We start from the raw sequence: 24,760 nt of genomic DNA on the forward strand, positions 1-24,760 counted from the left end.
GCAACAGTTTGCGCGCTCGCCGCTCCAAGGTGGCCATCGGCGATTGCTAGGAACAGTATAGGTATCTCGAGGCAGGGGATCGGCAATGAGCCTTCACATTGACAGTCACGCGGCACCTCATCGGGGCAATCTACCGGCTCCACCTGTGTTCAACCCCCGGGCTTGTTCGTGCATGAGCCACTGGAACCCCCATTTTCAGTTGCACCAACACACTGTTGCGGCGGCACCTATCGCCGCGACAAACGGCGCGCCGGGCCTGTCGAGGTTGCGTGCCACAAACCCGGCAGGCGTGGCGGAACCAAAGCCCGGGAAAGGCCAGCGGATTCTGATCCGCGGCGGTACCGTCGTCACAATGGCTGATGACCATCGTGACTTCGCCCCCGGCGACATTCTGATCGATGGGGATCGTATTGTTGACATCGATCATAAGATCGACGCCACCGACGCTTTCGTCATTGACGCTACGGGTATGATCGTCGTTCCAGGTATGGTCGATACGCACCGCCACACCTGGCAGTCCACGGTCCATACGCTCGGACCGGATTGGCTGCTGTCCGACTATTTTGGCTTCATGCGCGGCGTGATCGGGCGCGTATACCGACCGGAAGACCTTTACATCGCAACCTTGCTCGGCGCGCTTGAGGGCATCGATTCCGGCACAACAACGCTTGTCGACTGGGCGCATCTGATGAACACTCCGGCGCACGCTGACGCCTCGGTGCTTGCGCTCAAAGATTCAGGCATTCGTGCAGTCTTTGGGTATGGAAATAGTAACGCGGGCTACGAATTTCCAAATACGCATCGCCTCGATACGATCGATGCGAGACGGGTGCGAGATCAGTACTTCTCAGGCACCGGCGGGCTGGTCACCATGGCGATAGCCGCACGTGGCCCAGACTACTCATCCCGGGAAGTTTGGATGGACGACTTCAAGGCGGCCAGGGAGCTGGGGCTGCCGATCACGGTGCATGTTGGCTCGAACGGGTCCTACTCCTATTCTGTCGGCCAGCTTCACGAGGCAGGGCTTTTGGGTCCTGACATTACCCATGTCCACTGCAATTCGTTGAAGAGCGACGAATACAAGATGATTGCGGACACCGGCGGGACCGTGTCGATCTCCGTTGAATCGGAAATGCACCTCGGGTGCGGCGCCAACCCGCTGTCGCGGCTGCTGGCCAATGGAATCCGACCGAGCATCTCGACTGACGTGCCGAGCGTGAATTCCTGCGACATCCTCGGTGCGTTGCGAATCACCCTTGGCACTCATCGCGGCCAAATATCGCAACAGATGCTCGACCATTCGGGCGAGAAGACTGAATCACGGCTAACGACCCGTGATATCCTGGAGTTTGCCACCCTGCGAGGCGCAGCCGCGGCGGGTCTGTCAGGAAAGACGGGGATGCTTGCCGCAGGGATGCAGGCTGATATCGTCCTTCTGTCCTACAAGCGTGTAGGTCTCTTCCCGCTTCACAACCCGACTGCGCTCGTGGTCATGAATGCAACTCCAGCGGACGTGGACACCGTCGTGATTGCCGGCAAGATCATGAAGCGTCATGGCGTACTGGATGTCGATCTCGCCGCGATTACGCGTGCGGCCGAGGCGAGCGCTGACTACTTGTACTCGCAGTCAAAAATGAAACCGCGTCCGACCTGCTATAGACTAGGGGCCTAGAGAGCCGAGAGCGTGTGAGACCGGTAATTTCTCTGGGGTTACGCGGCGCGCAGAAGGGGTGGTTTGGGCTTGAATAATGGGGGCACGTTTGGCTCTGGCTGTCGGAAGGGTGCCCGCAACCGATCGCGAAGTTCGCCATTGATCTCCGCCGTCCGGACCTGCATGAGCATGTGGGCACCGTGGGGGGACCAGCGCATCTGTTGCTTTTTGACCATCCGCTTGCTGACGAGTGAATTCACCGCCGACTCGGCCAGAGCGGAGGCAACGCGAAGCCCAGCCCGATAGCGCTTTCCATAGTTGACGATCGCGCCGCGATTTGAATGGATGAGCTGCGAGGCGAGGCTATAAAGCCGTGCGATCGAGAACTCGCCGTCCCTTTGCGAGTCTTTCAGTCTCGCTAGGAGTTGCTCCAGGTCGCGGATCGCGCCATCGACCCGCCCGTGCCAGAGACGCCACTTCACGGCTCTGATGTCCCTGTCGATGGTTGGAAGCACTTCAAAAGGGTCGGACTGGGAACGATGTGATCGGCGATCTGCTGCATGGGCTGGATCTTCATGGCAATGTGGAACCAGTCGATGATGTGGGCTGTCGGCTTCGGCATGGCGCGGGGCAGCCGCTTCAGGATTTCGGCGCCGTCCGAGATCACGGTGACGTTGCCAAAGCCGCAATAGCCTTCTTGCTGAAGTGCGTGGAGGGCTCGATCCCGGATTGCAGCCTGGTCGGTGTTGCTGGTCACGAGGTAGCGGCCACCGACATCACCCCGACCGCCGCGGCCGCATCGAGCTACAACGAGCTCGAAGTTTCGCGCGGAATTGGGATCGGCGCTGCGAACATGTGCCGTATCGATGCTGATGACGAACTCTTTGCGTCGGTCGCCGGGAAGCTGCATTTCAAGCTGGCTTCGATCGTGCCTTTGAGCTCGCGCGCGCCTTTCTTCCTTCGCGATCTGTTCATCGAGCCGTTCACCGATCCTGATGGTCCGCTTGCGCACGGTCACGTACGTCTCGGGGTGTTCAATGGGTAGAAATTCGCCAAGCACCTTCGCTGCCTGCCGATACGGCATCATGCTTCCCAATCGCGCCGTCAGTTCAATCAGTTCAGGCGTGGCTCGATCAGGGCAGATCTCGTTGAGTGGTGCGAAGGCAGCGACCATGCCAGGATGGCAATCCCGGCAGAGCATCCAACGGGGATTGCGAACCTTCACGGTGCCGAAAACAGTTCTGATTTTGCGCGTCCCATCGCTGCCTCCTTGAAGAAGCGACGGTGATGGACTGCTTGGGCCTAACAACCCGTATTCGACCCCAGAGAAATTACCGGTCTCGCAGCGAGCCAAGCGCGAATCTCAAATTAAATGCAAATTCTCAATTGTCTGCTGACGCATAGATCCTCTAGGACGTAGTGACGATTTAACTATCTGAGCCAAATGGCGATCGCTGCGAGTTTGACGAAACCCATGAAGTTTGCGAGCAGCTTGTCGTAACGGGTTGCGACGCGCCTGAACTGCTTGAGCTTGTTGAAGAAGCGCTCGATGCGGTTGCGCTCCTTGTAGAGATCGCGGTCGTATGGCCGCTGGGCCTTGCGGTTGCGCTTGGGCGGGATGACGACCTCTGCGCCCTGTTCAGTGATCCTGTCAACGAGGTGATCGGCGTCGTATCCCTTGTCGGCGATGGCGGCATCGGCGTCGATACCGTCGATCAGGTCGTGGGCCAAGGCGATGTCGTTGCGCTGGCCGGGGGTGCCGATCAGGCGGATGGGAAGGCCGAGCGCCTCGGTGGCGGCGTGGATCTTGGTACTCAGGCCGCCGCGAGACCGACCCAGGCCCTGGGCATCCGCCCCCCTTTGACCTTGCGTGCCCCGGCGGCATGCTGGTGCGCTCGCACGATCGTGCTGTCGATCATCAGCCATTCGAGGTCGGCTTCGCGGGCGAGCATTTCCAGCATATCGTCCAGCACACCCATCCCGATCCAACGATAATAGCGCCGCTTCACCGAGCGGTAATCGCCAAGCCGCTCCGGCAGGTCGCGCCAACGGCCACCCGAACGCGCCATCCACAACAGCGCGTCGAGGAACTTCCGATTATCTGTACGCGGGCCGCGCTTGCCTTTCGTGCCGCCGGGCACAAAACCCTTGATCCGGTCCCACTGGTCGTCCCCAAGCGCATCGCAATCCATCGCCGATCTCCAAAAATCAGCGTTGAATCTGATTTGCCAATCCTTGGGAATCCCAAACCCTTAAATCGTCACTACGTCCTAGTCGACGAATCGCAAAGGAACGATATCGCGTGCTTTGCTGAGTGCACCTGGGACGACGAGGTATTGGATGCCCGACAAAATCAAGTTGATCCGACGCTCGGCGCTCAACACGGGCCGCGGCGCTAACCTCTCCGGATAATGACGAAGCATCGAAACAGCCGTTGCCGTCCCTTTTCCCAGTTAGCAGCGCTCCATTTTGAGGGCTCGATGAGGGTATGTTTGACCGGAGACCGGCTGACGTAACGCGGAGGCCGTCGCCAACGGATGGCTGAAAGCAGGCCTCGCACAGTTGTTGCGATGCCGGATGTGCTCTTCGCACGCTATCCGGCGCTCCGTGCACTCGCCGCAGGTTCTCATCTGCTGCGCGCTTCGCCCTGCGGACAGCAGACAGCGAAGCCTCCACTGCCTCGAAAAGCTCGCGACGGTGGCTCAATTCCGTGACCGGCTCGCCATTTTGGGGAGGTAATCCGTGCAGATGCCTGGCGTTGATCATCCAATCCATCTCCTGACCGCTTCATTTGGCACCGACCTCTTTCAGCCGGCGGATCCTTCCGACCGCCGGATCATGTTGACGATCCCTCGGGAGATTTGCCTCTTGTAAAGAACATGACGGTCTGCGCCGTCTTACCTACGTTGCTGTTACTCTACCGTGCAGTGGCCTTGGAAAATATGACAGATGGACCACAATAATCGGGTTTAAGCTGAAGACTTCTCAGCGAATCCTGAAAAAGGAAACAGCAGGTCTTCGATCTTCATGATGCATCAAGCGGTCGCCCTTTGCAGTCCGCTGAATGTGTTTTGCGGGCGCGGCAGACCGAAATGGTCCCGTAGCGTTGCCCCGTCATAGTCGTGCCGGAAAAGTCCGCGCCTGCGCAAGATCGGCACCACCTCCTCGGCGAATATGTCGAACCCGCCCTGTAGATAGGGCGGCATGATATTGAAGCCGTCCGCGGCACCATTGTCGAACCATTCCTGGATTTTGTCGGCGATCTGTTCGGGTGTCCCGGCCTGGACCCAATGCCCGCGCGCCCCGGCGAGGCGGTGCAGCAACTGGCGGATGGTTGGATTCTCGCGCTCAATGATGTCGAGTACGACGTGGAAGCGGCTGCTCGCGCCGCGCTCGCCCTCAACGCGGATGAGCTCGCGCGGAAATGGCCCGTCCAGATCGTAGCCGGAAAGGTCGGCGTCTACGATGCGGCGTAGCTGGTGAAGAGAGTATTCCGGCTGCGTCAGCTCATTGAACTCGTCATGCAGTGCCCGAGCTTCCGCCTCGGTTGAACCGATGAAGGGACTGATCCCAGGCAAGACCTTGACGTGGTCAGGGTTGCGGCCAACCGACTTCACGCGCGCTTTGATATCAGCGTAAAATTCCTGCGCGTTGCCGAGTGTCTGATGGGCTGTAAATATCGCCTCGGCATAGCGGCTTGCGAATGATCGTCCGTCTTCCGATGAACCCGCCTGGACGTAGACCGGACGCCCCTGTGGTGAGCGCGGAAGCGTGAGCGGGCCCTTCACCCGATGATATTTGCCGATGTGATTGATTGAGTGGATCTTGTCAGTGTCGGCAAAAATTCCAGAGTCCCGGTCCGAAACGAGCGCGTCGTCCTCCCAACTGTCCCAGAGCTTGGTCACCACATCAACGAATTCGCCGGCGCGCTCGTAACGGTCGGCATGGGTTGGATGTCGGTCAAAGCCGAAATTCAGCGCCGCGGACGCATCACCCGTCGTGACGATGTTCCAACCGGCGCGGCCGCCGCTCAGATGATCGACCGAAGCGAACAGCCGGGCGAGGTTATAGGGTTCGTTGTAGGTGGTCGAGGCGGTCGCGATGAAGCCGATGCGTTGCGTCACGGCGGCAAGCGCCGAAATCCAGGTCAGCGGCTCCAGCCTGAAGCGGCTTGCGTAACGGATGTTGTCTGCGAGCGCCGGCCCATCGGCAAAGAACAGCGCGTCGAACTTGCTCGCCTCGGCCTTTTTCGCCAGTTCCTGATAATAAGCGATGTCCAGCATTCTCTCAGGGGCGGAATCCTTGTAGCGCCAGCCGGCTTCATGATGGCCGCCAGGATAGATGAAAAGATTGAGCTTCAACTGTCGTGATTCGGCGGGCATATGGGGGTCCTCTTGGGTGGTGACTCTGAGCGACAGGTTTTCGACCGGTCAGACCGGCAGCACAGGCTTCGTCTCGACGCCGAGATGACGCAGAAGTTCGGAGCGAATCTCGCCGAACCGGCGATCGCCATGATCGCGTGGCGTTGGGATATCGATTGCGATGTCGGCGACGATCCCGCCCTTGTCGAGAACCAAAACCCGGTCCGCCAGCGTTACGGCTTCGTCAACGTCATGGGTGACCAATAGGACCGCCGGTTGGTGACGGGCACAAAGCTGACGCAGCAGATCGTGCATGCGCAGGCGGGTCAGCGCGTCGAGTGCGCCGAACGGCTCATCCGCCAGCAGCAGTTCGGGATCACGGACCAGCGAGCGCGCCAATGCCACCCGCTGCTGCTCGCCACCAGAGAGCTCGACCGGCCAAGCGTTCTCACGGCCGCCCAGGCCAACTTCTTCGAGAGCTGCCCGTCCGCGTTTGGCTGCGTCCGGTAGGTTGAGACCAAGAATCACATTCTCCAGCACTCGTTTCCATGGCAACAGTCGGGCATCCTGGAACACCACCGATTTCTTATCGGGCGTTTCGAGCCGGCCGGACCCGGATACTTTGTCATCGAGATCTGCGAGCGCGCGCAGCAACGTACTCTTGCCCGATCCGCTACGGCCGAGAAGGGCGACGAACTCCCCCTTGTCGATGTCGAGGCTGAGCCCGTCGAGAATGGTTCGTGGCCCGAAGCTTCTGATAAGGCTCTCGACCCGCACGACGGGTGCGCCGCTCAATCCGCCAAGGTGCGACGCCATGACAGCGACCTTTCCTGGAAGAAGCTGACGATGCCGTCTGAGGCGAGACCGAGCAGCGCGTAGAGGACGAGGCCCACGATGACGATGTCAGTCTGGCCGTAGTTGCGTGCGAGATCGATCATATAGCCGATGCCGCTGGTGGCATTGACCTGTTCGACCACCACCAGGGACAGCCAAGCATAGGTCACGGCGAAACGCAGGCCCAGGAAGAAGCCGGGCAGGGCGCCTGGCAGGATGACTTCGCGGATGAATTCGCCATAGCCCATTCGCAGGGTCTGGGCCAATTCGACATAACGGCTGTCTATGCTGCGCAAGCTGCTGTGGGTCTGGATATAGATCGGGATCAGGACAGCCAGCGCGATCGTCGTCACTTTCATGCCCTCGCCGATGCCGAACCACAGCATCAGCAACGGGATCAGAGCGAGCGTCGGGATCGCCCGCTTGATCTGAACGGGACCGTCGATGATCGCTTCGCCAAGCCGGGACAACCCTGAAATGAGGGCAAGCACGGTCCCGATCAGGACGCCGAACACCAGCCCCTGCGCTGCCCGCCAGGCAGACGTCATCAGATGACCCTGAAGCTTGCCTTCTGCGATAAGATCGACGGCGGTGCCGACAACCGACCAAGGCGCCGGCAGCGTCCTTGGATCGATCAGGCCGGCGACACTGCCGATGGACCAGACCACAAGAAGAAGTGCGGGCCCAATCAGCGCGCCAAACGGGATCGCACGCCCAAGCGCCAGGCGACGCCTCGTCCCGGTCTTGCGGGGCTTTACGGCGGGCGGGATCAACGCCCTTTCATCAGATGCATACCCGATGGTGGGCGCGACCGCGGCGGGGTGTGAGAATGCGTTCATCTGCGTCGTCTCCAGTCTTGAGAAACGGGCGTCATGACGCGTTCAGCGCATTTGTGGCGATCTTCTCGAAGCGCCTGTCGAAAAGATCCTCGGCCTTGATCGGGGGCCTGTTCAGTTCCCGAGCCAGGAGATCGATCGTCGCCTGCTGGCGCGCGATCACGTCGTTCCAGTCGGGCGGGATGTCGAACTGGCCGTCGGCGTCGACGAGATACTGGCCATCTTCGCTGTTGAGCCCCTGCGTGGCGACATAGTAGCCTTCGATCCACTCTTTCGGATGCTCCTCCACCCATCGGGTCGCAAGTGCCCAGTAGCGCACATACTCGCCGAGCGCGGCAGCTTTGGCCGGGTCGTCCAGCACCGACTGTGGCGCATAGAGATGGGCTGGATCGTCGCGCAAGCCATGCGGGATGGTGGTAGCGCCGTCGGCACCATACTGGTGCAGATAGTGCTTGATGAGGACGCCCCAGATCGGCGCGACATCGACTTGCTTGCTGGCAAGTGCCACCGGATAGGCATCGCCGTTGCTGGGCAGTTCGATGAGATTGACGTCCTCCTTTTTCAGGCCGGCGGCCTGCAGCACCCTCAGCACCAGCGCGCCCTGCGCCTGGCCGGGGCTGAAAGCAATCCGTTTGCCGCGCAAGTCCGCGAGCGTCCTGACCTCGACGCCGGGTGCAATGCCGAGTTGATAAATCGGGTGCGCAACCGGATCCTTGCGGAACTTCGCGGCTATGATCTTGACCTTGAGCCCGGTCCAGGTCGCGTGGATGGGCGGAATGTCGGCGACCGATCCGACGTCCAACGCATTGGCGCGAAAAGCTTCGATTGTCTGTGGACCGCCGCTGATATTGGCCCATTCGACCTTGAACGGCAGTTGATCGATCAGACCCGAGAGTTCCAGCGCCCTTTGCGTCTCGGGATCGCCGATGCGAAGCACGGTGCCCTCCGGGATTTCGGTCGGTAGTTTACCCGCGTCCGAACTACCCGCCTGAGCCCCGAAAGGCGGGGAAGAAGCGACCAAGGTCACCGCAAAAGCGGCCACGAGGGCGCCAAACCTTCTTCTCGAAAATCTCTCCACAGCTAACATCCTCGTCTTGCTCCAATTTGGAAATGGCTTCCAATTTTCGCGGTTTATTATGTCTATCAATTTTGTAGACGATAAAGTATCGGATGCTGTTCTTTGCCGCCGGAGGGAAACGCTGTTCGCCTCCGATGCCCATTTGGGGGCATGCGTCGCTCGACACGCCAAGACGTCGCAACTGGCGGGTGATAGTCCCGCCCGACTCGGCCTTCCATGCCCAGACGCGGTCGACGAAAGATTTGCGCCCCATGTCGCGACGATTGGGACCGGTAACTTCTCTGGGGTTAGGCGGCGCGCAGAAGGGGCGGTTTGGGCTTGAATAATGGAGGCACGTTCGGTTCTGGCTGTCGGAACGGTGCCCGCAGCCGACCGCGAAGTTCGCCATTGATCTCCGCCGTCCTGACCTGCATGAGCATGTGCGCACCGTGGAGAGGCCAGCGCATCTGCTGCTTCTTGACCATGCGTTTGCCGACAAGCGAATTCACTGCTGACTCGGCGAGGCTGGTGGCGACACGAAGCCCAGCTCGGTATCGCTTGCCATAGTTGACGATCGCGCCGCGGTTCGATCTGACATAGTTCAGGAGCTGCGAGCCGAGGCTATGAAGCCGTGCGATCGAGAACTCGCTGTCTCCTTGCGAATCCTTCACTCTCTCCAAGAGTTGCTCCAGGTCGCGGATCGCGCGATCGACGCGCCCATGCCACAGGCGCCACTTCACGGCTCTGACGTCCCTGTGGATGGTTGGAAGGGGCCTGGCACCGTCCGCGAGATCGAACCATGTGGTCGGCGATCTGCTGCATTGGTTGGAGCTTCATGGCGATGTGGAACCAGTCGATGATATGGCTGGTCGGCCTTGGCATGGCGCGGGGCAGGCGCTTCAGGATTTCGGCGCCATCCGAGATCACGGTGACGTCGCCAAAGCCGCAATATCCTTCTTGCTGAAGCGCGTGGAGCGTTCGATCTCGGATTGCGGTTTGGTCGGTGCTGCTGGTCACGAAATAGCGGCCACCGGGTTCGCCTCGACCGCCGCGACCGCATCTGGCTACAACGAGTTCGAAGTTTCGCGCTGCATTGGGATCGGCGCTGCGCACATGCGCTGTGTCGATGCTGATGATAAACTCTTTGCGCCGATCGCCGGGAAGCTCCATTTCGAGCTGGCGTCGATCATCAGCTTGCGCCCTTGCGCGCCGTTCTTCCTCTGCAACCTGCTCCTCCAGCCGTTCACCGATCCTGATGGTGCGCTTGCGCACGGTCGCATGCGTCTCGGTAGGCTCAATGGGCAGAAATTCGGTTAGCACTCTGGCGGCCTGCCGGTACGGCATCATGCTTCCCAGCCGCGCCGTCAGTTCCATCAGCTCGGGCGTCGCCCGATCCGGGCAGATTTCCTTCAGTGGCGCGAAAGCAACGACCATCCCTGGATGGCAATCCCCACACAGCATCCAGCGGGGATTGCGCACCTCCACCGTGCCGAACACAGTTCGGATCCGGCGCGCCGTATAGTCTTTGACCGGCCGGAACATGTGGCAGTCCGGGCAAACCCGCCGAAACAGAGCATAGGCATTCACCTCCTGGTTTACGACCGCGCTCTGCAGCGCCGTCATGATCTTCTTGCCGACTTCGATCGACAGGCCGATTTCGCCGTCGAACAGGCGCTCCCAGCTCTTGTCGACCCGGACCTCCCGACGACAAACGTCGCCGAACTCGCTCTTTCCCTCGATTGTAATTGTCCACTCCACCGCCATCGTTGCTTCTCCGAACAAAGCGACGGTGATGAACTGCTCGGGCCTAACAATCCGTGCTCAACCCCAGAGAAATTACCGGTCTCTCGCGCGGGAGCACCAACAGAAGCGCGATCAGGTGCTTGCCGGGCTTGAGCGGGCCAGCGACAGCGTCGAGACGAGCGCTCCCACGAGCGGCAACCGGGATGTTCGCAAGACGACGGTCAGGCTTCATGACGGTCGCACGGTGAACGAGTATGACGACCTGCAGCACGACAGCTACTACATCTCGGTGAAGACGCCCAATGGCCAGGGAGGGGGCCAGGAGAAGGCTGGCTCCGTGCGCGATGGCCAGGGGCTGCGCACGAATGTGAGCCGCAATGCCAGGACGGGCGCGGTGACGACGCGCACCGATGACGACCTTGGCAGCGGCGACGTGGTCGAGCGGACACGGCTTGCGAGCGGCGTGGAGATCGACAGGACGACGCACCGCGACGGCTCGAGCCAGACGGTTGTGACGACGGTCGACGGCAGGAAGACGACGCTTGGCGCGGGTCAGGATGCCATGGGCAAGGATAGCCCGGCAATTGCCAGGGCTGTTGAGCGGGGCGACAGCCTGGATGCGATCGCGGCGCGGCAAGGTGTTGGGCGTGAGCAGATCGAGGCCGAGCTTGCGGCTGTCGGGCTTGGGGTGCGCAGCGGCGACAAGGGAGGGGTGAAGTCGACGGAGCTGGTAGCCGCGATGCCAGACGAGATCTCGCGCAGCGATGACGCCAAGGGCAAGGTGACGATCGATGTCGTGGATGGGCAGGGGCGTCGCCGGCGCACGATCACACAAGACCTCGATGGCCACAAGCGCAAGACGGTCGAGGAGACGTTCAACGGCTATACGCTGACGACGGCCGCTGACGGCCACATGCGGCTGAGGCAGGACGCGACGGGGCGGGAGTGGACGATCAAGGCGGGGAGCGCGGGGGCCGCCCTTGCGCATACGCTGCTTGCGATCGACCCGCACAGCCGCGATGCGCGCACGGGCAAGATTGATTGTCCAGGCAGCGATCGAGACCATGCTTGGGGCCGATGAGCTTGACCGGTTGCAGCACGATGGGGTCGGAACAAGAATTGTTCCGGCAGACACGCGGCCTTTATCAACCAAAGACAGCTACGGCTGATTTGATGATGATACCCCCGCGGGGCTTCGGCGCATTTGGCGTCCCGTGGCGGCGCGAAAGACGCTCAATCGAAAACTCAGGCTATGACCGAAACTAATCTCATCCCGCTCTAGCGGCAGCGAGACCGTGCATAACGAGATCGAGATGGGCTTCGATATACCTCGGCGTTTCGAGATCGAGACGACCGTCGTGCATCAATGTTTCGACGATCAAGGACAACGCAGGCGCAAGTATGACGCGTGCAACCGCCGCAGGCCCGTCCCGAAATTCACCCTGACGGACACCTTCGTCGATGAGCGCCTGCGTCATGGCGAGGATCGGCTCAATGAGTTCGACGTGATGCGCATTAATGAGCTGGGGAAAACGTACGCCCTCAGAAATGGCGAAGCGGAGCAATTCCCGGGTTCTGCGATCCCCCATAACGTGTTCGTAGAAAAGCAGGATCAATGACCTGAGCCGCTCGGCGTAACTTCCCGTCAGATCCTTGGCGTCGGCTAGGACGTCCTCGAACGGTAGCGCGATATGCCGTGCCATGGCAGAAAACAGAATTTCCTTAGTGGGGAAGTAGACGTAGACCGTCCCCTTTGTCACGCCTACCCGTGCGGCGATATCTTCCACGCGCGCCGCCGTGTAGCCTTGCTCGATAAATTCCTCAAATGCAGCATCGAGGATCTGGGCAGGCCGGAGGGCCTTCTGTTCAGCGCGCGTCAGCTTGTTCATGTTCACATTACCTAACCAAGAGATCCTATAGCCTAACACGTCATAATTATTTCATTGACTTTCTGGTAAGTCAACCGTAATCAGCTGGAAAAAGCGACTTGAGAGGCGAATTATGGGACAATTGACAACGGGATTTTTTTTAGGGTTTTCAATGGCATGGCTCGCGGCTTGCGCTCCTAAGGAAGAAACTCGACAGAAAGATACGCGACACGTGGAGACGGTAGCTGTTCAAGCCGTACCGGTGTCGGAAACCATTTCGACGACCGGCGAGATCCGTGCCCGAATCCAGTCCGATCTTTCATTCCGCGTCAGTGGCCGCATCATCGCGCGGTTGGTGGATGTTGGTGATCGCGTCAAGGCCGGGCAGATTCTCGCGCGCCTCGATGCGCAAGAGCAGAAGGCTGACCTCCAGGTTGCACTTGCTAACCTCCAATCTGCGGAAGCGCAGCAAACGCAGGCCCGGCAGGCATTTGACAGACAGCAGAGCCTTTTTGCCGCAGGCGTGACCAAGCGGGCTGCTCTAGATGACGCACGCGAAGCCCTTTTGACGACAAGGGCCACGGTTCAGTCGGCGCAGGCCCAGCTGGATACGGCCCGCGATACACTTGGCCAGACGGACCTCAGGGCGGATGCCAACGGAATCATTACCGCCCGCAATGCCGAAGTAGGTCAGGTGGCGCAGGCTGCCCAACTTGTTTTCACGCTCGCCCATGACGGTCCCCGAGATGCCGTGATCAATGCCGACGAGTCCGCTCTTATCGGGCGCGAGCTCGAAGACGTTGCCAAGGTCAGGCTCCTGTCGGGCAAAGACGAGTTTCGGGCCAAGGTCCGAGAGGTGTCGCCAACCATCGATACCACGACGGGGACGATCCGGGTGAAGCTCGCTCTCGAAGATGCGCCTGACGCTCCCCTGGGAAGCGCCGTGATTGCCACCGCGCGGTACAAGCCCGAGGCCGTCATCGAGTTGCCGTGGTCGGCCATGGCCTCCTATGCGGGGCGGACGGCCGTCTGGCTCGTCGATACGAAGACGAGCGTCGTCTCCCTCCATCCCGTGGAGGTCGCGGCCTATACCAGTGGACGCTTCTCCGTCCAATCTGGCCTGTCTATGGGGGACATTGTTGTTTCCAACGGTACGAAATTCCTCAGCGACGGCGACGTCGTGTCTTACGAAAGAACCGCCCGATGAAAATCGATCCTCGCCTGACCGCGCTTTTGGCGGCGGCCGCGTTGCTGTCCGCTTGCCAGAAGGAAGAGGACGCAGCATCGGTGCCCGCTCGCCCCGTCATCTTTCAGATAGCCGAACCATTCGCGCAGGCGGCATTCACTCTGCCCGGCACTGTCCAAGCCCGCATCGAGACCGAGTTTAGCTTCCGCATTTTGGGCCGCGTCATCGCCCGCAACGTCCAGGTAGGCGACCTTGTCAAGAAGGGCGACGTCCTGGCAGCCATCGATCCGGTGGCGCTCGAGCTCTCTGTCAAAAGCGCGCAGTCCGATCTCGCCAATAGTCAGGCGCACCTGGCCAACGCCCGAATCACCGAAGACCGGCAGAGAACTCTGCTCGAGAGACAAACCGGGGCGAAGGCCACCTTCGAAACTGCCGAGCAGGAGCGCAAGACCGCAGAAGCCGCGGTCGCCAAGGCCCGGGCAAATCTCGACAAGGCGAACGAACAGCTGAGCTATTCTCGCCTGCTCGCCGAGTTCGACGGCGTCGTCACCGCGACGACAGCCGAGGTGGGGCAAGTCGTCTCGCCGGGGCAGGGTGTCGCGACGGTCGCGCGACCGGAAGAGCGCGACGCGGTCGTCGATGTGCCCGAAGCCGCCGGTGACCAGTTGACGCTCGGCGCATCCTTCGACGTCGCCTTGCAACTTGATCCCCGCATTCACGCCAGGGGCGTGGTCCGCGAAATCACGCCCGAAGCGGACGACGCGACGCGTACGCGACGCACCCGGTTGACGCTGATCGATCCGCCTGAAGCACTCAGGCTCGGCTCGGTCATAGTGGCCAGATCCATGGGGGAGGCCAAGACTTTGATCCGGCTGCCCTTGTCCGCGATTCGGACCGAGGGATCGAAGGCATTCGTTTGGATCGTCAACAACACGACCGGCAAAGTCACTTCCGGCCCGGTCAGGCTTGCCGAACAAACTGTTCCAGGTGGCCCCGTCACCGTGATCGACGGGATTAACCCTGGTGACAGAATCGTCACCGCTGGCGTCAACACGCTCGAAAACGGCCAGGCCGTTCGCGTCGACCAGGAGACCATCAATTGAAACCGTTCAACCTCTCAGACTGGGCGCTCGATCACCGTTCACTCGTCTGGTATTTCATGATCGTCTTCATCCTTGCAGGCACGTTTTCCTACTTCAACCTCGGTCGCGAAGAAGACCCTGCCTTTACCATCAAGACGATGATTATCAACGCGCAGTGGCCGGGCGCGTCTGCGGAAGAAATGACCCGTCAGGTAACGGACAGGATCGAGAAGAAGCTGGAGGAGCTTGACGCGCTGGACTACACGCGAAGCGAGACGATCGCCGGCCAGACCACGGTCTACGTCGAATTGCTTCCGACCACCAAAGCAAGGGACGTGACGGGCAACTGGCTTCGCGTCCGCAACATAATCAACGACATCAAGGGCGAATTTCCCAGCGGCGTCGTCGGTCCGTTCTTCAATGACACCTTCGGCGACGTTTATGGCAACATCTATGCGTTCACATCCGACGGCCTGACGCAGCGCCAGCTTCGCGATCTGGTGGAAGACTCCAGGGCGAAGCTTCTAACGGTTCCGAATGCGGGCAAGATCGACATCATCGGGGCTCAGGATGAAGCCGTCTATCTTGAATTCTCGACGCGCAAGATCGCAGCGCTCGGCATCGACCGCCAGTCCGTCATCGAAACGCTTGAAGCCCAGAACGCTGTGGCGCAGTCCGGCTTCGTTGATGCAGGACCAGAGCGGATCGCGTTGCGCGTCAGTGGCCAATTTACGAGCGAAGAAAGCCTGAAAGCCATCAACCTCAGGGTCAACGATCGATTTTTCCCGCTGACCGACATCGCGACGATCAAGCGAGGTTATGTCGACCCGCCGGCCTCGCTCTTCCGCTTCAACGGACAACCTGCAATCGGCCTGGCAATTGGCATGACGGCGGGTGCCAATCTGACGAACTTCGGCAAGGCGCTGGACGAGGAGATGAAGCGCGTCGTGGCCGATCTTCCGATAGGCGTGAGTGTTGAACGGGTTTCCGACCAGCCGGCCGTGGTGGAAGAAGCAGTGTCCGGCTTTACCAAGGCACTGTTTGAGGCAATCGCTATCGTTTTGGCGATCAGCTTCATTAGCCTTGGGCTGCGCGCTGGGCTGGTGGTCGCGATCTCGATCCCGCTCGTACTGGCGATCACCTTCGTCGTCATGGAATATACGGGCATCTCTCTCCAGCGCATTTCGCTCGGCGCTTTGATCATCGCGTTGGGGCTCCTCGTTGACGACGCCATGATCGCCGTCGAAATGATGGTGGCGCGCCTGGAGTCAGGCGACGAGCTGCGCAAAGCCGCCACCTATGTCTATACGTCGACTGCCTTTCCGATGCTGACAGGCACGCTTGTCACCGTCGCCGGTTTTATCCCGATCGGCCTCAACAGTAGCGCAGCGGGCGAATTCACCTTCACCCTGTTCGTCGTCATTGCCGTTTCGCTCGTGGTATCCTGGGTCGTGGCCGTCCTGTTCACGCCGTTGCTGGGCGTGGCGATCCTGCCCAAGACGATGAAGTCGCACCATGAGCGCAAGGGACGCGGCGCACGGGGATTTGCCTGGCTGCTGGGAGCTGCCATGCGCTGGCGCTGGGTTACGATCATCGCCACCATCGCTGTTTTCGGCCTCTCGCTGGGCGGTCTTGGCCTTGTGCAGCAGCAGTTCTTCCCGGCGTCCGACCGCGTCGAGTTAGTCGTCGACTGGAGTATGCCCCAAAACAGCACGATTACGGAAACGAACCGCCAGATGACGGATTTCGAACGAGAGAAACTCGTCGGCAATCCCGATATCGACCATTGGACCACACATGTCGGGGAGGGCGCGCCGCGTTTCATCCTGTCTTATGACGTGCAGACCCCGGCTGTCTGGTTCGGGCAGGTCGTCATCGTGGCCAAGGACCTGGAGGCAAGGGACAGGTTGCGCACAGACCTGCAGGCTTATGTAGCGAAGACCTTTCCCGGTACCGACGCTTTTGTCAAACTCCTGGATATCGGCCCACCGGTGGGCAAGCCCGTCCAGTACCGCATCAGCGGCCCGGACATCCAGACGGTGCGTGAGCTGTCGCATCGCTTTGGAGCCATCGTCAACCGGCATCCTCTCATCGCCAACATGACCTATGACTGGAACGAGCCCTCGCGCGTCGTGAAGGTGGACGTGCTCCAGGACAAGGCTCGCCAGCTCGGCGTCTCTTCAGAGGATATCGCTAACGCACTCAACAGCATCGTCGAAGGGTCCTCGGCGACGCAGATCCGCGACAGCATCTACCTCATCGACGTGATCGGCAGGGCCCAAGACGCTGAGCGTGGCTCGATCGAGACGCTAAGAGACCTCCAGCTTCCGGGATCAAACGGCAAATCCGTACCGCTCTCCGCAGTCGCCAAGTTCCGCTATGAGCTCGAACAGCCTATGATCGCGCGAAGGGATCGCATTCCTACGGTCACGGTGAAGGCCGCGGTCACCGGGCCGACACAGCCCGCGACGATCGTGGAACAGCTCAAGCCCCAGGTCGAAAAGTTCACGAAAGCTCTTCCTGCGGGATACAAGGTCGAGATCGGCGGCTCGGTAGAATCGAGCGCCGACGCGCAGGGACCGATCGCCGCGGTCGCCCCGCTGATGCTGTTCGCCATGGCGACGATCCTGATGATCCAGCTCCAGAGCTTCAGCCGCCTGTTCCTGGTTTTCGCAGTCGCTCCGCTCGCGCTGATCGGCGTCGTGGCGGCACTCCTGCTCAGCAATGCGCCGATGGGCTTCGTAGCGATCCTCGGCGTGCTCGCACTGATCGGTATCCTGATCCGCAACTCGGTCATCCTCGTCGTCCAGATCGAGAATCTGCGAAGCGAGGGCGTGCCGCCGTGGCGTGCGGTTGTCGAGGCCACGGAACACCGCATGCGGCCGATCTTGCTGACCGCCGCGGCCGCGACGCTCGCCCTCATCCCCATCTCCCGGGAAATTTTCTGGGGGCCCATGGCCTATGCCATGATGGGCGGGATTGTGGCCGGCACGGTGTTGACGCTTCTCTTTCTCCCGGCCCTATACGTGGCCTGGTTCCGGATACCACGAGAAGATCCGGATGCCTCCCCAGATGCTGCACGTGCTTGATTAGCGAAAGGGCGCTTGCGAGCGCCCTTCTTTCTCCAGATTTACCCTAAGGCACGTCGATGCACTCCCTCCTCTCGATCTACCCGTGCAGATCACGGTACAGCCTTGTCATTCTTGCCGTCACGGTCAGCCTGATGGGATGCGCTTCTCGGCCAACATCCGCGGTGCTTGAGCCCGCGGCGATCAAGCAGGTCCAGGGCGAGAAGGATTGACCTTTATGAAGGCTATGATTTCTTCGATCTGGGCATCGTAACATTAACCGACGGTCGATTTAGGTATGCGATGAGTGGGCATGACGACTGTTGCCCCTTGATCGACTTTATCGCCGCCACCGTTTTCCCGCTGACGTGATTGCCCATGCGGTCTGGCTTTATTTCCGGTTTCCGCTCAGCTTGCGAATGGTCGAAGATCTGCTGGCTGCCCGTGGCATCACGGTCTCCCACCAGACGGTGAAGCTGTGGGCGGAGAAATTCGGAAGGCATTTTGCCAATGACATCCGGATGCGCTCAGCCGGAAAGCTCGGCGACAAATGGCACCTCGACGAGGCCGTCATCACCACTCGGCGCGGGGAAAGAAACACTGCCTTTGGCGTGCGGTCGATCATGACGGTTTCGTTCTCGACGTTCTGGTGGAACGCCGCCGCAATGCCAAGGCTGCCAGGCGTCTGATGCGAAAGCTTCTCAAAGGTCAATGCCGCTCGCCGCGTGTGATGGTCACTTGCAAGCTTCGATCCTACAGTGCTGCCAAGCGCGATATCATGCCGGGCGTCCAGCATCGCTCACACAAGGGCTTGAACAATCGCGCTGAGAATTCTCACCAACCGGTCCGACGGCGCGAGAGGACTATGAAGCGGTTCAGGTCAGCGCGACAGCTTCAACGCTTCGTCTCCATCCACGATCCCATCGCCAACCTGTTTCACATTCCCCGCCAAAACATTCCACTGACCATCATCGCGAGCTGCGAGGAGCTGCGATGCAGATGTGGCGTCAAATCGCCCGTCTTCAGAGCACCTAATGGTAGAGACCCGCAGACGGCTCTGTGCCGGTCGTCACTAAGTTTACAATGCCACAGCCGCGACGTCGATTATGGCCACAAGCTCAATTTGACCACCGGCCGAAGCGGACTGATCCTTGACCTCGTCATCGAAGCCGGAAACCCGGCCGACAGCGAGCGGTTCTTGCCGATGCCGGAGCGCCACATCGGCATCTGGGACCAGGCGCCGCGGCAGGCGGCGGCCGACGGCGGCTATGCCAGCCGCGAAAATCTGCGCCGGGCCAAGGCCTGCGGCGTGCGCGACATGGCCTTCCACAAGAAGAGCGGCCTCAAGGTCGAAGACATGGTCAAAAGCAAGTGGGTCTATCGCAAGCTGCGCAACTTCCGCGCCGGCATCGAGGCCGGCATCTCCTGCCTCAAACGTGCCTACGGCTTGGCGCGCTGCACCTGGGGCGGGCTCGACCACTTCAAGACCTATGTCTGGTCCTCTGTGGTGGCTTACAATCTCGCACTCTTCACCCGCCTCAAACCGGTCTGACGCCACTCATCGGGTCGCGTTCAGTGGCACGCCGGCAGGCGCTGGCCGATACCCTATGCTGGCATGGCCGCACCAAATGCTCTCGCTCGCGATCTGCACGCCTCGTGCCATCACGCGCTGCCAAGAAGCACCGGTTGTGCGGCCAGAACGACCCTTCAAACCCCATGCCGCCGCAATCCAACCCGCAGGACAATCGGTTCCGCAGTACGCGGCACAGTGTCGACATTCCTCGCGCTCACTTTGGCGCGGCCATGCAAGGTTCTCCATCTGACTTGCGCAACAGGGCACTGGGTAGCATGCGCGACACAGCGTCATCGGAACCGAAGCCTGCCGCGCGCACGAAGGATAGAAAAGGCGGTGGACTGCTTTCTCGGGTTAAGTCGGGGCTTGGCAAAGTGTTTGGAGGAAGTCGCGGTGAAAAGTCGTTGGGCGGCTCAGCGTCGGATGCAGTCGATTCAGAGCTTCGTATCTACGCCTATAAGCGCACCCGTGCGTCCGAAGAGGACGCAGCCCTCATTTCCGAGTTCGTGCGCGCGGCGGCAGGAAGTTATGCTTCCGGTACCCTTCAGGGGATGGTGCAGCAACTGAGCCGGTTCAGCGAGTTCCTCAACTCTAAAAACTTGACACTGGCCGGTCTGGTTGAAAGCCCTGTTCAGTTGAAAGCCCATGCGGATGAATTTGTGAACGCGGGGGGCATCAAGCGAGTGCGTGCGGCATTGGAAGCGCTTCGGAAGTTCCGCGCCGGCGAGTTGTTGCCTCGGCCTTCTGCGCCACCTCGTCGTTCTCAGCCGCCTGCTCCTACCGGAGACCCGCTACTCATTCACCAGTTCGCGGCAGCAGCCCGGGCACTTGAGGTGCCCGACAAAACTATCAGGTCTCATACGCAGATTCTTAATAGCTTTTCCAAGTGGCTCACGGCCAACCAGAAGCCATCCCTGACGTCTCGGTTTCGAACCGAAGAAATAGCCGAGGACATCATGGCATTTGGCGAGGAGAATGACCCCAAGGGCCGCCTCTTTACGGCCCTCAATCATCTCCGAAGGATTCAGCCTGACTCGGCAGGGTTCGAAGCGCTCGGATCCGGGCCCCGCGTCATGGGGCGCCGTACTTTGAGCGCTTATGAGAGCGACGCCGACATCATCGACGACGCGACCAACGAAGCCTTGCGTAAGCTTGGAAGCTTGGACCGGCAGCGACTGCCAAAGAGAGGGCGCCTATCCTCAAGATCGCTAGCAATCAGCGCAAGCTTAGTGACTGGCTGAAAAGAGAGGGAAAGGAGAGCATAGCGAGTCGACTCAACGGCAATGAGCAGCAGAAAAAACAACTGCAGAAAGATATTTCGGAGTTCAAGCGAGCCATTGGCCAACCGTACGTCGGGTTGGGTATCAACAAGCTTCGGCACCCCAGGGCGACGAACTCCAGCACGGGCTGCATCCTTATGACGATGCCGCCAACATCATCGATGGCTTGGTCGAGGGAGAGTTGAGCAAGCTCGGATCCGGCCGGACTGCCAAGACCGTCCGCAATACTGCTTCGGGGCAACGAAAGTTCAGCGATTGGCTCCGAACAATGGGCAGGGAGAGCATCGCGAGCCGGATCAACGGCGATTGGCATCAGCGCGAATCATTGGACAGAGATTACCAGGAGTTCACGAAAGCCAACGGCAACGTTGGCATTGGCTTCAAGAGGCTTGCGCAGTATGTGCAAGTCGTCGAGGCAAACAGGGCGCTGGGTGTAGCCTTCCCTGACCAGCCGGGTCGGGAACCGCAGCTAGCCGGCGCGAGCTTATCCTGGTCACCGCGGGTGCCGTCAGACTTTGACCTAAATGAGTGGCCGACGCCGGAAGGCCCGCAGGCCGGACGACACGAAACGGCTGTGTCGAGCTCGACCCGGTCGCCGCGAGTGCCGCCCGACTCTGAGGCGAGTATGCGGCCAACCCCGGAGGGCGCGCCAGCTCGGTCGTCAGAGATCTACCGCGGCCTCCATTCTTCGTTGATCTGCCGTCCACACCGCAGGAGACGCGTGACGACGCTCAGTCAGCGCAGGTGCCTGGTCCGGCCGCCAGTCCGCCGTTCTCCATCGGGCCATCAGGCGAGCCTCTGGAGCTCGAGGATATCGGATATCTCGTCGGCGAGGATTGGCAGCATGGCTCGCAGCCGGTTCCGGACTTCCTGCTCGATGTACTGGACAACAAGATGCTGTTGCCGAGTCCGCGCATGGTTCCGCGGCCTGTCTCTATCAACGGTGAGACCTACTCTATCACGTTGGGGCCGCGAGGGCGCCGCGATGCTCAATTTATCCATCATCCTCGCCCATCCTCGGTTCCAGATGCTCAGATCGGTGCTTCGGCTACGAGTGCCTCTTCCCACGACCGCGGACGGGTGCTCGGAGCCAGAGAATGGCTCGGCGACGATCATATTCAGCGGGATTACGAGTTCGTGGCGCAGGAGTTGCGTGGGACTAATCCGGATCTCGCCGCCTGGACGCGGTTCGTGGATCCTCTGATAGCCTTTCAGCTTAACCACGGCGCCGATAGCGACGCGCTACGCGCATTCCATCGCATTGTCCATGATCGGAATGGTAACGATACAGCCGACTTCCTGTTCCTGCTAGTGAACAATGCCAGTGCTATTCGCGAAGGCGACCATTGGTCGCTGCTGCTGGTTGATCGCCGCAATCAGGAAAGGCCGGTCGCCTATCACTACGACTCCCTCCGCCCGCTCCACCACACCATTGCAACAGAGCTCGCAGAACGGCTGGGCGCCAGCAGCCTGCAACCAATGGGCATGGCCCGGCAGCGGAACAGTTTTGATTGCGGCGTCTTTGTGCTGGATGCCACGCGGGAGCTGGCTCGACGGTTGGCCCAAGAACCGCGGCCACGCCGCGAGTCGCTGCACCTCGACAATCTCGTCGCCGATCGGCGGGCACTTCAGGAGCGGCTCATGGCTCAGCCGCCTCCGCGAGACCAGTCTGCTGGCCCTTAGCGAACTCGATGATTGGGCTGATCAAGTTGTTTGGAGCGGCTCTCGCCGGCAGAGAATCGGACAAGAATAGCCGCCGCGGTACCAGGACGTGACCGACGCAGATCGGCTGGATCTGTCGCAAACGCCTTTAAGGGGGAAGAACGGGCGGCTTTCGGATACACTTCACCCTGCCCTCGAACCTGTCGCAGACGATGGTCTCGGCAACGACCTTGTCGATCCCGCCACTATCACCATCGAAGCGGACAACCACGCTGAGATCGCCTTTGGCGCCCTGCAAGCTGGCCTCGATCTCACCTATGGAGCGGAGCGGTCAAGTGGTTTATTCCCGAAAAGGGCTTCGGCTTCATTGCTCCCGAGAACGGTGAAAAGGACGCCTTCGTTCGCGCTACTGCGCTGATCCGCTCAGGGCTAAGCGTGCTGATGGAGGGGCAGAAAGTGTCTTTCCAATACAGGCAAGGCAAGAACGGCCTGGAGGTTCGGAGCATTCGCCTGGTCCAGGCGGCGATAGATCGGCCTTGGCCGAAACTACCTTCATACAAAAGAAAAGCCCGCTGCCGGGAGGAGGTGGCAGCGGGCTCGATTTTCGAATACGGCGCGGGAGGAGGTGCACCGCATTCAGTATCGGCATCCATCTGGGAGGAGTAGATGGCCGACAGCAAGATGATACCCACGGGCCGCCGATATTGCAATGCACAATTTCGTATCGCAAATGTGAAGGTGACGACAAGCCTGCCTGGCAACAAGCCCGATGGTTCCATCTGCCCCAGGCGCTAGCCCGCTTGATGCACGGCGATCGGCTTTCGGCGGCCTGCATGGCGATCTGGCCGCCCTTGGGGTGCATTTTGACAAGCCTCGTCGGGCGCCGGCGATGATCCGTCGTGGTGGAAGGCGGGGGTTTGCGGGTTGAGGTCGGCGGGTTTGTTTCGGGACGTCTGCGCCCCATCGTTTATGTCGCGAGTTGCGGGATGCGGCTGAGGACGATGCGCAGAATACGCTGGTCGGGGCAGGATGTCGGCAGGTGCAGGCGGATCTGGGTTTTCATCTCGACCACGCGGGCGGCGATCTTGATGAGGCGCAATCGCAGCGTGTCGAATTGGGCGACGGCAAAGCTCGAGCGTTTCGGCATCGCGGCGCGCAGGCCCCACATCAGCCAGTAGGCGCCGGCATGCAGGAACAGCCGGAACTGGTTGGCCGTCGCTCTTGTGCAGGATGTGCGGTCGGCGGCGAGATGCGTCTTCCACGACTTGATGTGGTTCTCGGCAGCGCCGCGCCGGCAGTAGACATCCTCGTAGAGCGCCTTGGCCTTGCCACTTGCAAGGTTGGTGACGATGAAGCGGGTATCGGCACCTTGGGCGCCGACCTCGACGCGGGCGATGATGCGCTCTACGCGGCTCCAACTGGCGGCGCCATCCAGGAACTCCTTGAAGCGGCGGACCTTGTTCGTCTTCGATGACACTTCAAAACGCGCCATCGTGCTGCTCTCCAGGTCCGCGACATGCTTGCGCAGGGTCGTGGTGGGCGCCACGCCGAGGATGAAGTCGACATCGTTGGCGCGGCACCAGTCGATGACCTGCGGACTACAATAGTGGCTGTCGGCCCGGATCAGGATGCGGATGTTCGGCCAATTGCTGCGGATCGCCCGCACCAGGCGGCGCAGGTGGGGGCGGATTTCTGCCCCGCTCGGCCGCTTCGCTGGTCGCAGGACCGCACCGACGAACCGGCCGTCGCCATCGAACACAACAATCGGCTGGAAGCCGTATTCGTCGTGATGGGCATTGAACAGGCGGAGCTGCTGGCCGCCATGCACGGCGTCAAAAGTGTCGTCAATGTCGAGCACGATCCGCTTCGGAACCTGGCGGAAGGAAGCGCAATAGAGGTCGACCATCGCCCGGCCCATAACGACCAGTTCCCGCACGCCAGGCAGGTTCTCAAGCCGGCACATCGTCGATTGCGAGGCCAGATCCCGACCCGAAGGCAGCGCATCCTGGGCCATCTTGAAGACCGGATCGCAGCGCAGCCGGTTGGCGTCGTTGCCATCCTCATAACCGGCGGCGATCATCTTCATGCGAAAGCCGATCATGTCCGCCAGGCTGTGGATGATCTGGTCCGGGCGGCGCGGATCGTCGATGCAACGCGCCACACGGTCGGCCACACGCAGCCGCTTTTCCACCTCGGCCAGAGCCAGAACACCACTGTTCGAGGACAACATGCCGCCGTCAAAACGGGCGACGACGGACTTGCCGCCGTCTGATGACAAACCGCTCAGCGGCAGCGTAAGATCATTCATGGCGGGTGTGGTCTCCGGGAAATGGTTCGGATCGGCTTAAGCAACCAAATCCTACGTCATTTCAACGGCTTGCACCACATCCGCCAACCCCCATGAATTTTCCGGGCTAGCTAGGCCGATTTGGCGTGCGGCCTCGCCGCGGCCGCCGCCGCATGAAGCGGGCTGCTTGCCAAACCGATCCGAAAACCCGCGTAACCTGCTGTAAAGACCGGTTCGGCCGAGCCGAACCGCACCGATCCGTTTGGCGGCAT

General features: G+C 60.7%; 18 protein-coding genes and 3 pseudogenes. 11 read left to right on the forward strand and 10 right to left on the reverse strand.

All coding sequences use genetic code 11. The features are described from left to right. Positions 1-172 precede the first annotated feature (172 nt). Positions 173-1,672 carry an amidohydrolase family protein gene (locus ACFSQT_RS18955; protein ID WP_379021001.1) on the forward strand — a complete coding sequence of 500 codons (1,500 nt, stop codon included), beginning with the start codon at positions 173-175 and terminating at the stop codon, positions 1,670-1,672. A gap of 38 nt (positions 1,673-1,710) precedes the next feature. On the opposite strand, the gene ACFSQT_RS18960 is transcribed toward ACFSQT_RS18955, so the two are convergent. The 8 genes and pseudogenes from ACFSQT_RS18960 to ACFSQT_RS18995 form a co-directional block, all read right to left on the reverse strand. Next, positions 1,711-2,133: a hypothetical protein gene (locus ACFSQT_RS18960; RefSeq protein WP_379021003.1), complete on the reverse strand. Its 423-nt coding sequence runs from the start codon at positions 2,131-2,133 to the stop codon at positions 1,711-1,713. Further along, positions 2,130-3,005 carry a hypothetical protein gene (locus tag ACFSQT_RS18965; protein WP_379021005.1) on the reverse strand — a complete coding sequence of 292 codons (876 nt, stop codon included), beginning with the start codon at positions 3,003-3,005 and terminating at the stop codon, positions 2,130-2,132. The genes ACFSQT_RS18960 and ACFSQT_RS18965 overlap by 4 nt, the downstream gene beginning before the upstream one ends. A 77-nt stretch (positions 3,006-3,082) precedes the next feature. Beyond that, positions 3,083-3,843, reverse strand: a protein-coding gene (locus tag ACFSQT_RS18970) for an IS5 family transposase (RefSeq protein ID WP_378925984.1) whose coding sequence is annotated in 2 segments (ribosomal slippage) — positions 3,083-3,504 and positions 3,504-3,843 — 762 coding nt in all. Because the reading frame shifts where the segments join, the coding sequence is not laid out codon by codon here. 843 nt (positions 3,844-4,686) lie between these two features. After that, positions 4,687-6,033 (reverse strand): LLM class flavin-dependent oxidoreductase, encoded by a 1,347-nt coding sequence (locus tag ACFSQT_RS18975; RefSeq protein ID WP_379021007.1) that lies wholly within the window; start codon positions 6,031-6,033, stop codon positions 4,687-4,689. A 48-nt stretch (positions 6,034-6,081) separates the two neighbouring features. After that, a complete protein-coding gene (locus ACFSQT_RS18980) occupies positions 6,082-6,828 on the reverse strand; it encodes an ABC transporter ATP-binding protein (RefSeq protein ID WP_379021009.1) in 747 nt (248 codons plus the stop codon). After that, a complete protein-coding gene (locus ACFSQT_RS18985; RefSeq protein WP_095204548.1) occupies positions 6,804-7,685 on the reverse strand; it encodes an ABC transporter permease in 882 nt (293 codons plus the stop codon). Before ACFSQT_RS18985 ends, ACFSQT_RS18980 begins: the two co-directional genes overlap by 25 nt. Positions 7,686-7,716: 31 nt before the next feature. Then, entirely contained in the window at positions 7,717-8,769 is a 1,053-nt protein-coding gene (locus ACFSQT_RS18990) for an ABC transporter substrate-binding protein (RefSeq protein ID WP_379021012.1), read from the reverse strand. 278 nt (positions 8,770-9,047) lie between these two features. Beyond that, positions 9,048-10,503: pseudogene (locus ACFSQT_RS18995) on the reverse strand (ISKra4 family transposase). Positions 10,504-10,618: 115 nt separating this feature from the next. On the opposite strand from ACFSQT_RS18995, the gene ACFSQT_RS19000 reads away from it, so the two are divergent. Continuing rightward, positions 10,619-11,563, forward strand: a complete 945-nt coding sequence (locus ACFSQT_RS19000; RefSeq protein ID WP_379021014.1) for a hypothetical protein — start codon at positions 10,619-10,621, stop codon at positions 11,561-11,563. A gap of 187 nt (positions 11,564-11,750) precedes the next feature. Here the strand turns inward: ACFSQT_RS19000 and ACFSQT_RS19005 are convergent, their stop codons facing one another. Next, complete coding sequence (locus ACFSQT_RS19005) at positions 11,751-12,371, reverse strand: TetR/AcrR family transcriptional regulator (RefSeq protein WP_095088733.1); 621 nt, start codon at positions 12,369-12,371, stop codon at positions 11,751-11,753. 112 nt (positions 12,372-12,483) lie between these two features. Between ACFSQT_RS19005 and ACFSQT_RS19010 the strand changes: the two genes are divergently transcribed. The 9 genes and pseudogenes from ACFSQT_RS19010 (at position 12,484) to ACFSQT_RS19050 (ending at position 22,867) form a co-directional block, all read left to right on the forward strand. Continuing rightward, positions 12,484-13,557 carry an efflux RND transporter periplasmic adaptor subunit gene (locus tag ACFSQT_RS19010; RefSeq protein ID WP_095088731.1) on the forward strand — a complete coding sequence of 358 codons (1,074 nt, stop codon included), beginning with the start codon at positions 12,484-12,486 and terminating at the stop codon, positions 13,555-13,557. After that, positions 13,554-14,639: an efflux RND transporter periplasmic adaptor subunit gene (locus tag ACFSQT_RS19015; protein WP_095088729.1), complete on the forward strand. Its 1,086-nt coding sequence runs from the start codon at positions 13,554-13,556 to the stop codon at positions 14,637-14,639. Before ACFSQT_RS19010 ends, ACFSQT_RS19015 begins: the two co-directional genes overlap by 4 nt. After that, positions 14,636-17,707, forward strand: a complete 3,072-nt coding sequence (locus ACFSQT_RS19020; RefSeq protein ID WP_095088727.1) for an efflux RND transporter permease subunit — start codon at positions 14,636-14,638, stop codon at positions 17,705-17,707. The genes ACFSQT_RS19015 and ACFSQT_RS19020 overlap by 4 nt, the downstream gene beginning before the upstream one ends. A gap of 302 nt (positions 17,708-18,009) precedes the next feature. Then, positions 18,010-18,721, forward strand: a pseudogene (locus ACFSQT_RS19025) (IS6 family transposase). Positions 18,722-18,776: 55 nt separating this feature from the next. Further along, positions 18,777-19,238, forward strand: a pseudogene (locus ACFSQT_RS19030) (transposase); the annotation flags it as partial. A 296-nt stretch (positions 19,239-19,534) separates the two neighbouring features. Then, positions 19,535-20,500, forward strand: a complete 966-nt coding sequence (locus ACFSQT_RS19035) for a hypothetical protein (protein WP_379021017.1) — start codon at positions 19,535-19,537, stop codon at positions 20,498-20,500. A gap of 783 nt (positions 20,501-21,283) precedes the next feature. Further along, on the forward strand, positions 21,284-22,222 hold the full coding sequence (locus ACFSQT_RS19040) for a Ulp1 family isopeptidase (RefSeq protein WP_379021019.1): 939 nt from the start codon (positions 21,284-21,286) through the stop codon (positions 22,220-22,222). 88 nt (positions 22,223-22,310) lie between these two features. Further along, entirely contained in the window at positions 22,311-22,619 is a 309-nt protein-coding gene (locus ACFSQT_RS19045) for a hypothetical protein (protein WP_095088717.1), read from the forward strand. Next, positions 22,568-22,867: a cold-shock protein gene (locus ACFSQT_RS19050; protein WP_379021190.1), complete on the forward strand. Its 300-nt coding sequence runs from the start codon at positions 22,568-22,570 to the stop codon at positions 22,865-22,867. Before ACFSQT_RS19045 ends, ACFSQT_RS19050 begins: the two co-directional genes overlap by 52 nt. 301 nt (positions 22,868-23,168) lie before the next feature. Here the strand turns inward: ACFSQT_RS19050 and ACFSQT_RS19055 are convergent, their stop codons facing one another. Further along, positions 23,169-24,509: an IS1380 family transposase gene (locus tag ACFSQT_RS19055; RefSeq protein ID WP_379020993.1), complete on the reverse strand. Its 1,341-nt coding sequence runs from the start codon at positions 24,507-24,509 to the stop codon at positions 23,169-23,171. Positions 24,510-24,760: the final 251 nt, after the last annotated feature.

Source organism: Mesorhizobium calcicola (genome assembly GCF_042682105.1).
Lineage (GTDB): Bacteria > Pseudomonadota > Alphaproteobacteria > Rhizobiales > Rhizobiaceae > Mesorhizobium > Mesorhizobium calcicola.

What these genes read in the sequence shown, in the direction of transcription:
- ACFSQT_RS19015 (WP_095088729.1), top strand. Translation starts at nt 13,554, where the DNA reads ATGAAAATCGATCCTCGCCTGACCGCGCTTTTGGCGGCGGCCGCGTTG.
- ACFSQT_RS18975 (WP_379021007.1), bottom strand. Translation starts at nt 6,033, where the DNA reads ATGCCCGCCGAATCACGACAGTTGAAGCTCAATCTTTTCATCTATCCT.
- ACFSQT_RS18985 (WP_095204548.1), bottom strand. Translation starts at nt 7,685, where the DNA reads ATGAACGCATTCTCACACCCCGCCGCGGTCGCGCCCACCATCGGGTAT.
- ACFSQT_RS19005 (WP_095088733.1), bottom strand. Translation starts at nt 12,371, where the DNA reads ATGAACAAGCTGACGCGCGCTGAACAGAAGGCCCTCCGGCCTGCCCAG.
- ACFSQT_RS19055 (WP_379020993.1), bottom strand. Translation starts at nt 24,509, where the DNA reads ATGAATGATCTTACGCTGCCGCTGAGCGGTTTGTCATCAGACGGCGGC.
- ACFSQT_RS18980 (WP_379021009.1), bottom strand. Translation starts at nt 6,828, where the DNA reads ATGGCGTCGCACCTTGGCGGATTGAGCGGCGCACCCGTCGTGCGGGTC.
- ACFSQT_RS18955 (WP_379021001.1), top strand. Translation starts at nt 173, where the DNA reads ATGAGCCACTGGAACCCCCATTTTCAGTTGCACCAACACACTGTTGCG.
- ACFSQT_RS19035 (WP_379021017.1), top strand. Translation starts at nt 19,535, where the DNA reads ATGCGCGACACAGCGTCATCGGAACCGAAGCCTGCCGCGCGCACGAAG.
- ACFSQT_RS19010 (WP_095088731.1), top strand. Translation starts at nt 12,484, where the DNA reads ATGGGACAATTGACAACGGGATTTTTTTTAGGGTTTTCAATGGCATGG.
- ACFSQT_RS18990 (WP_379021012.1), bottom strand. Translation starts at nt 8,769, where the DNA reads ATGTTAGCTGTGGAGAGATTTTCGAGAAGAAGGTTTGGCGCCCTCGTG.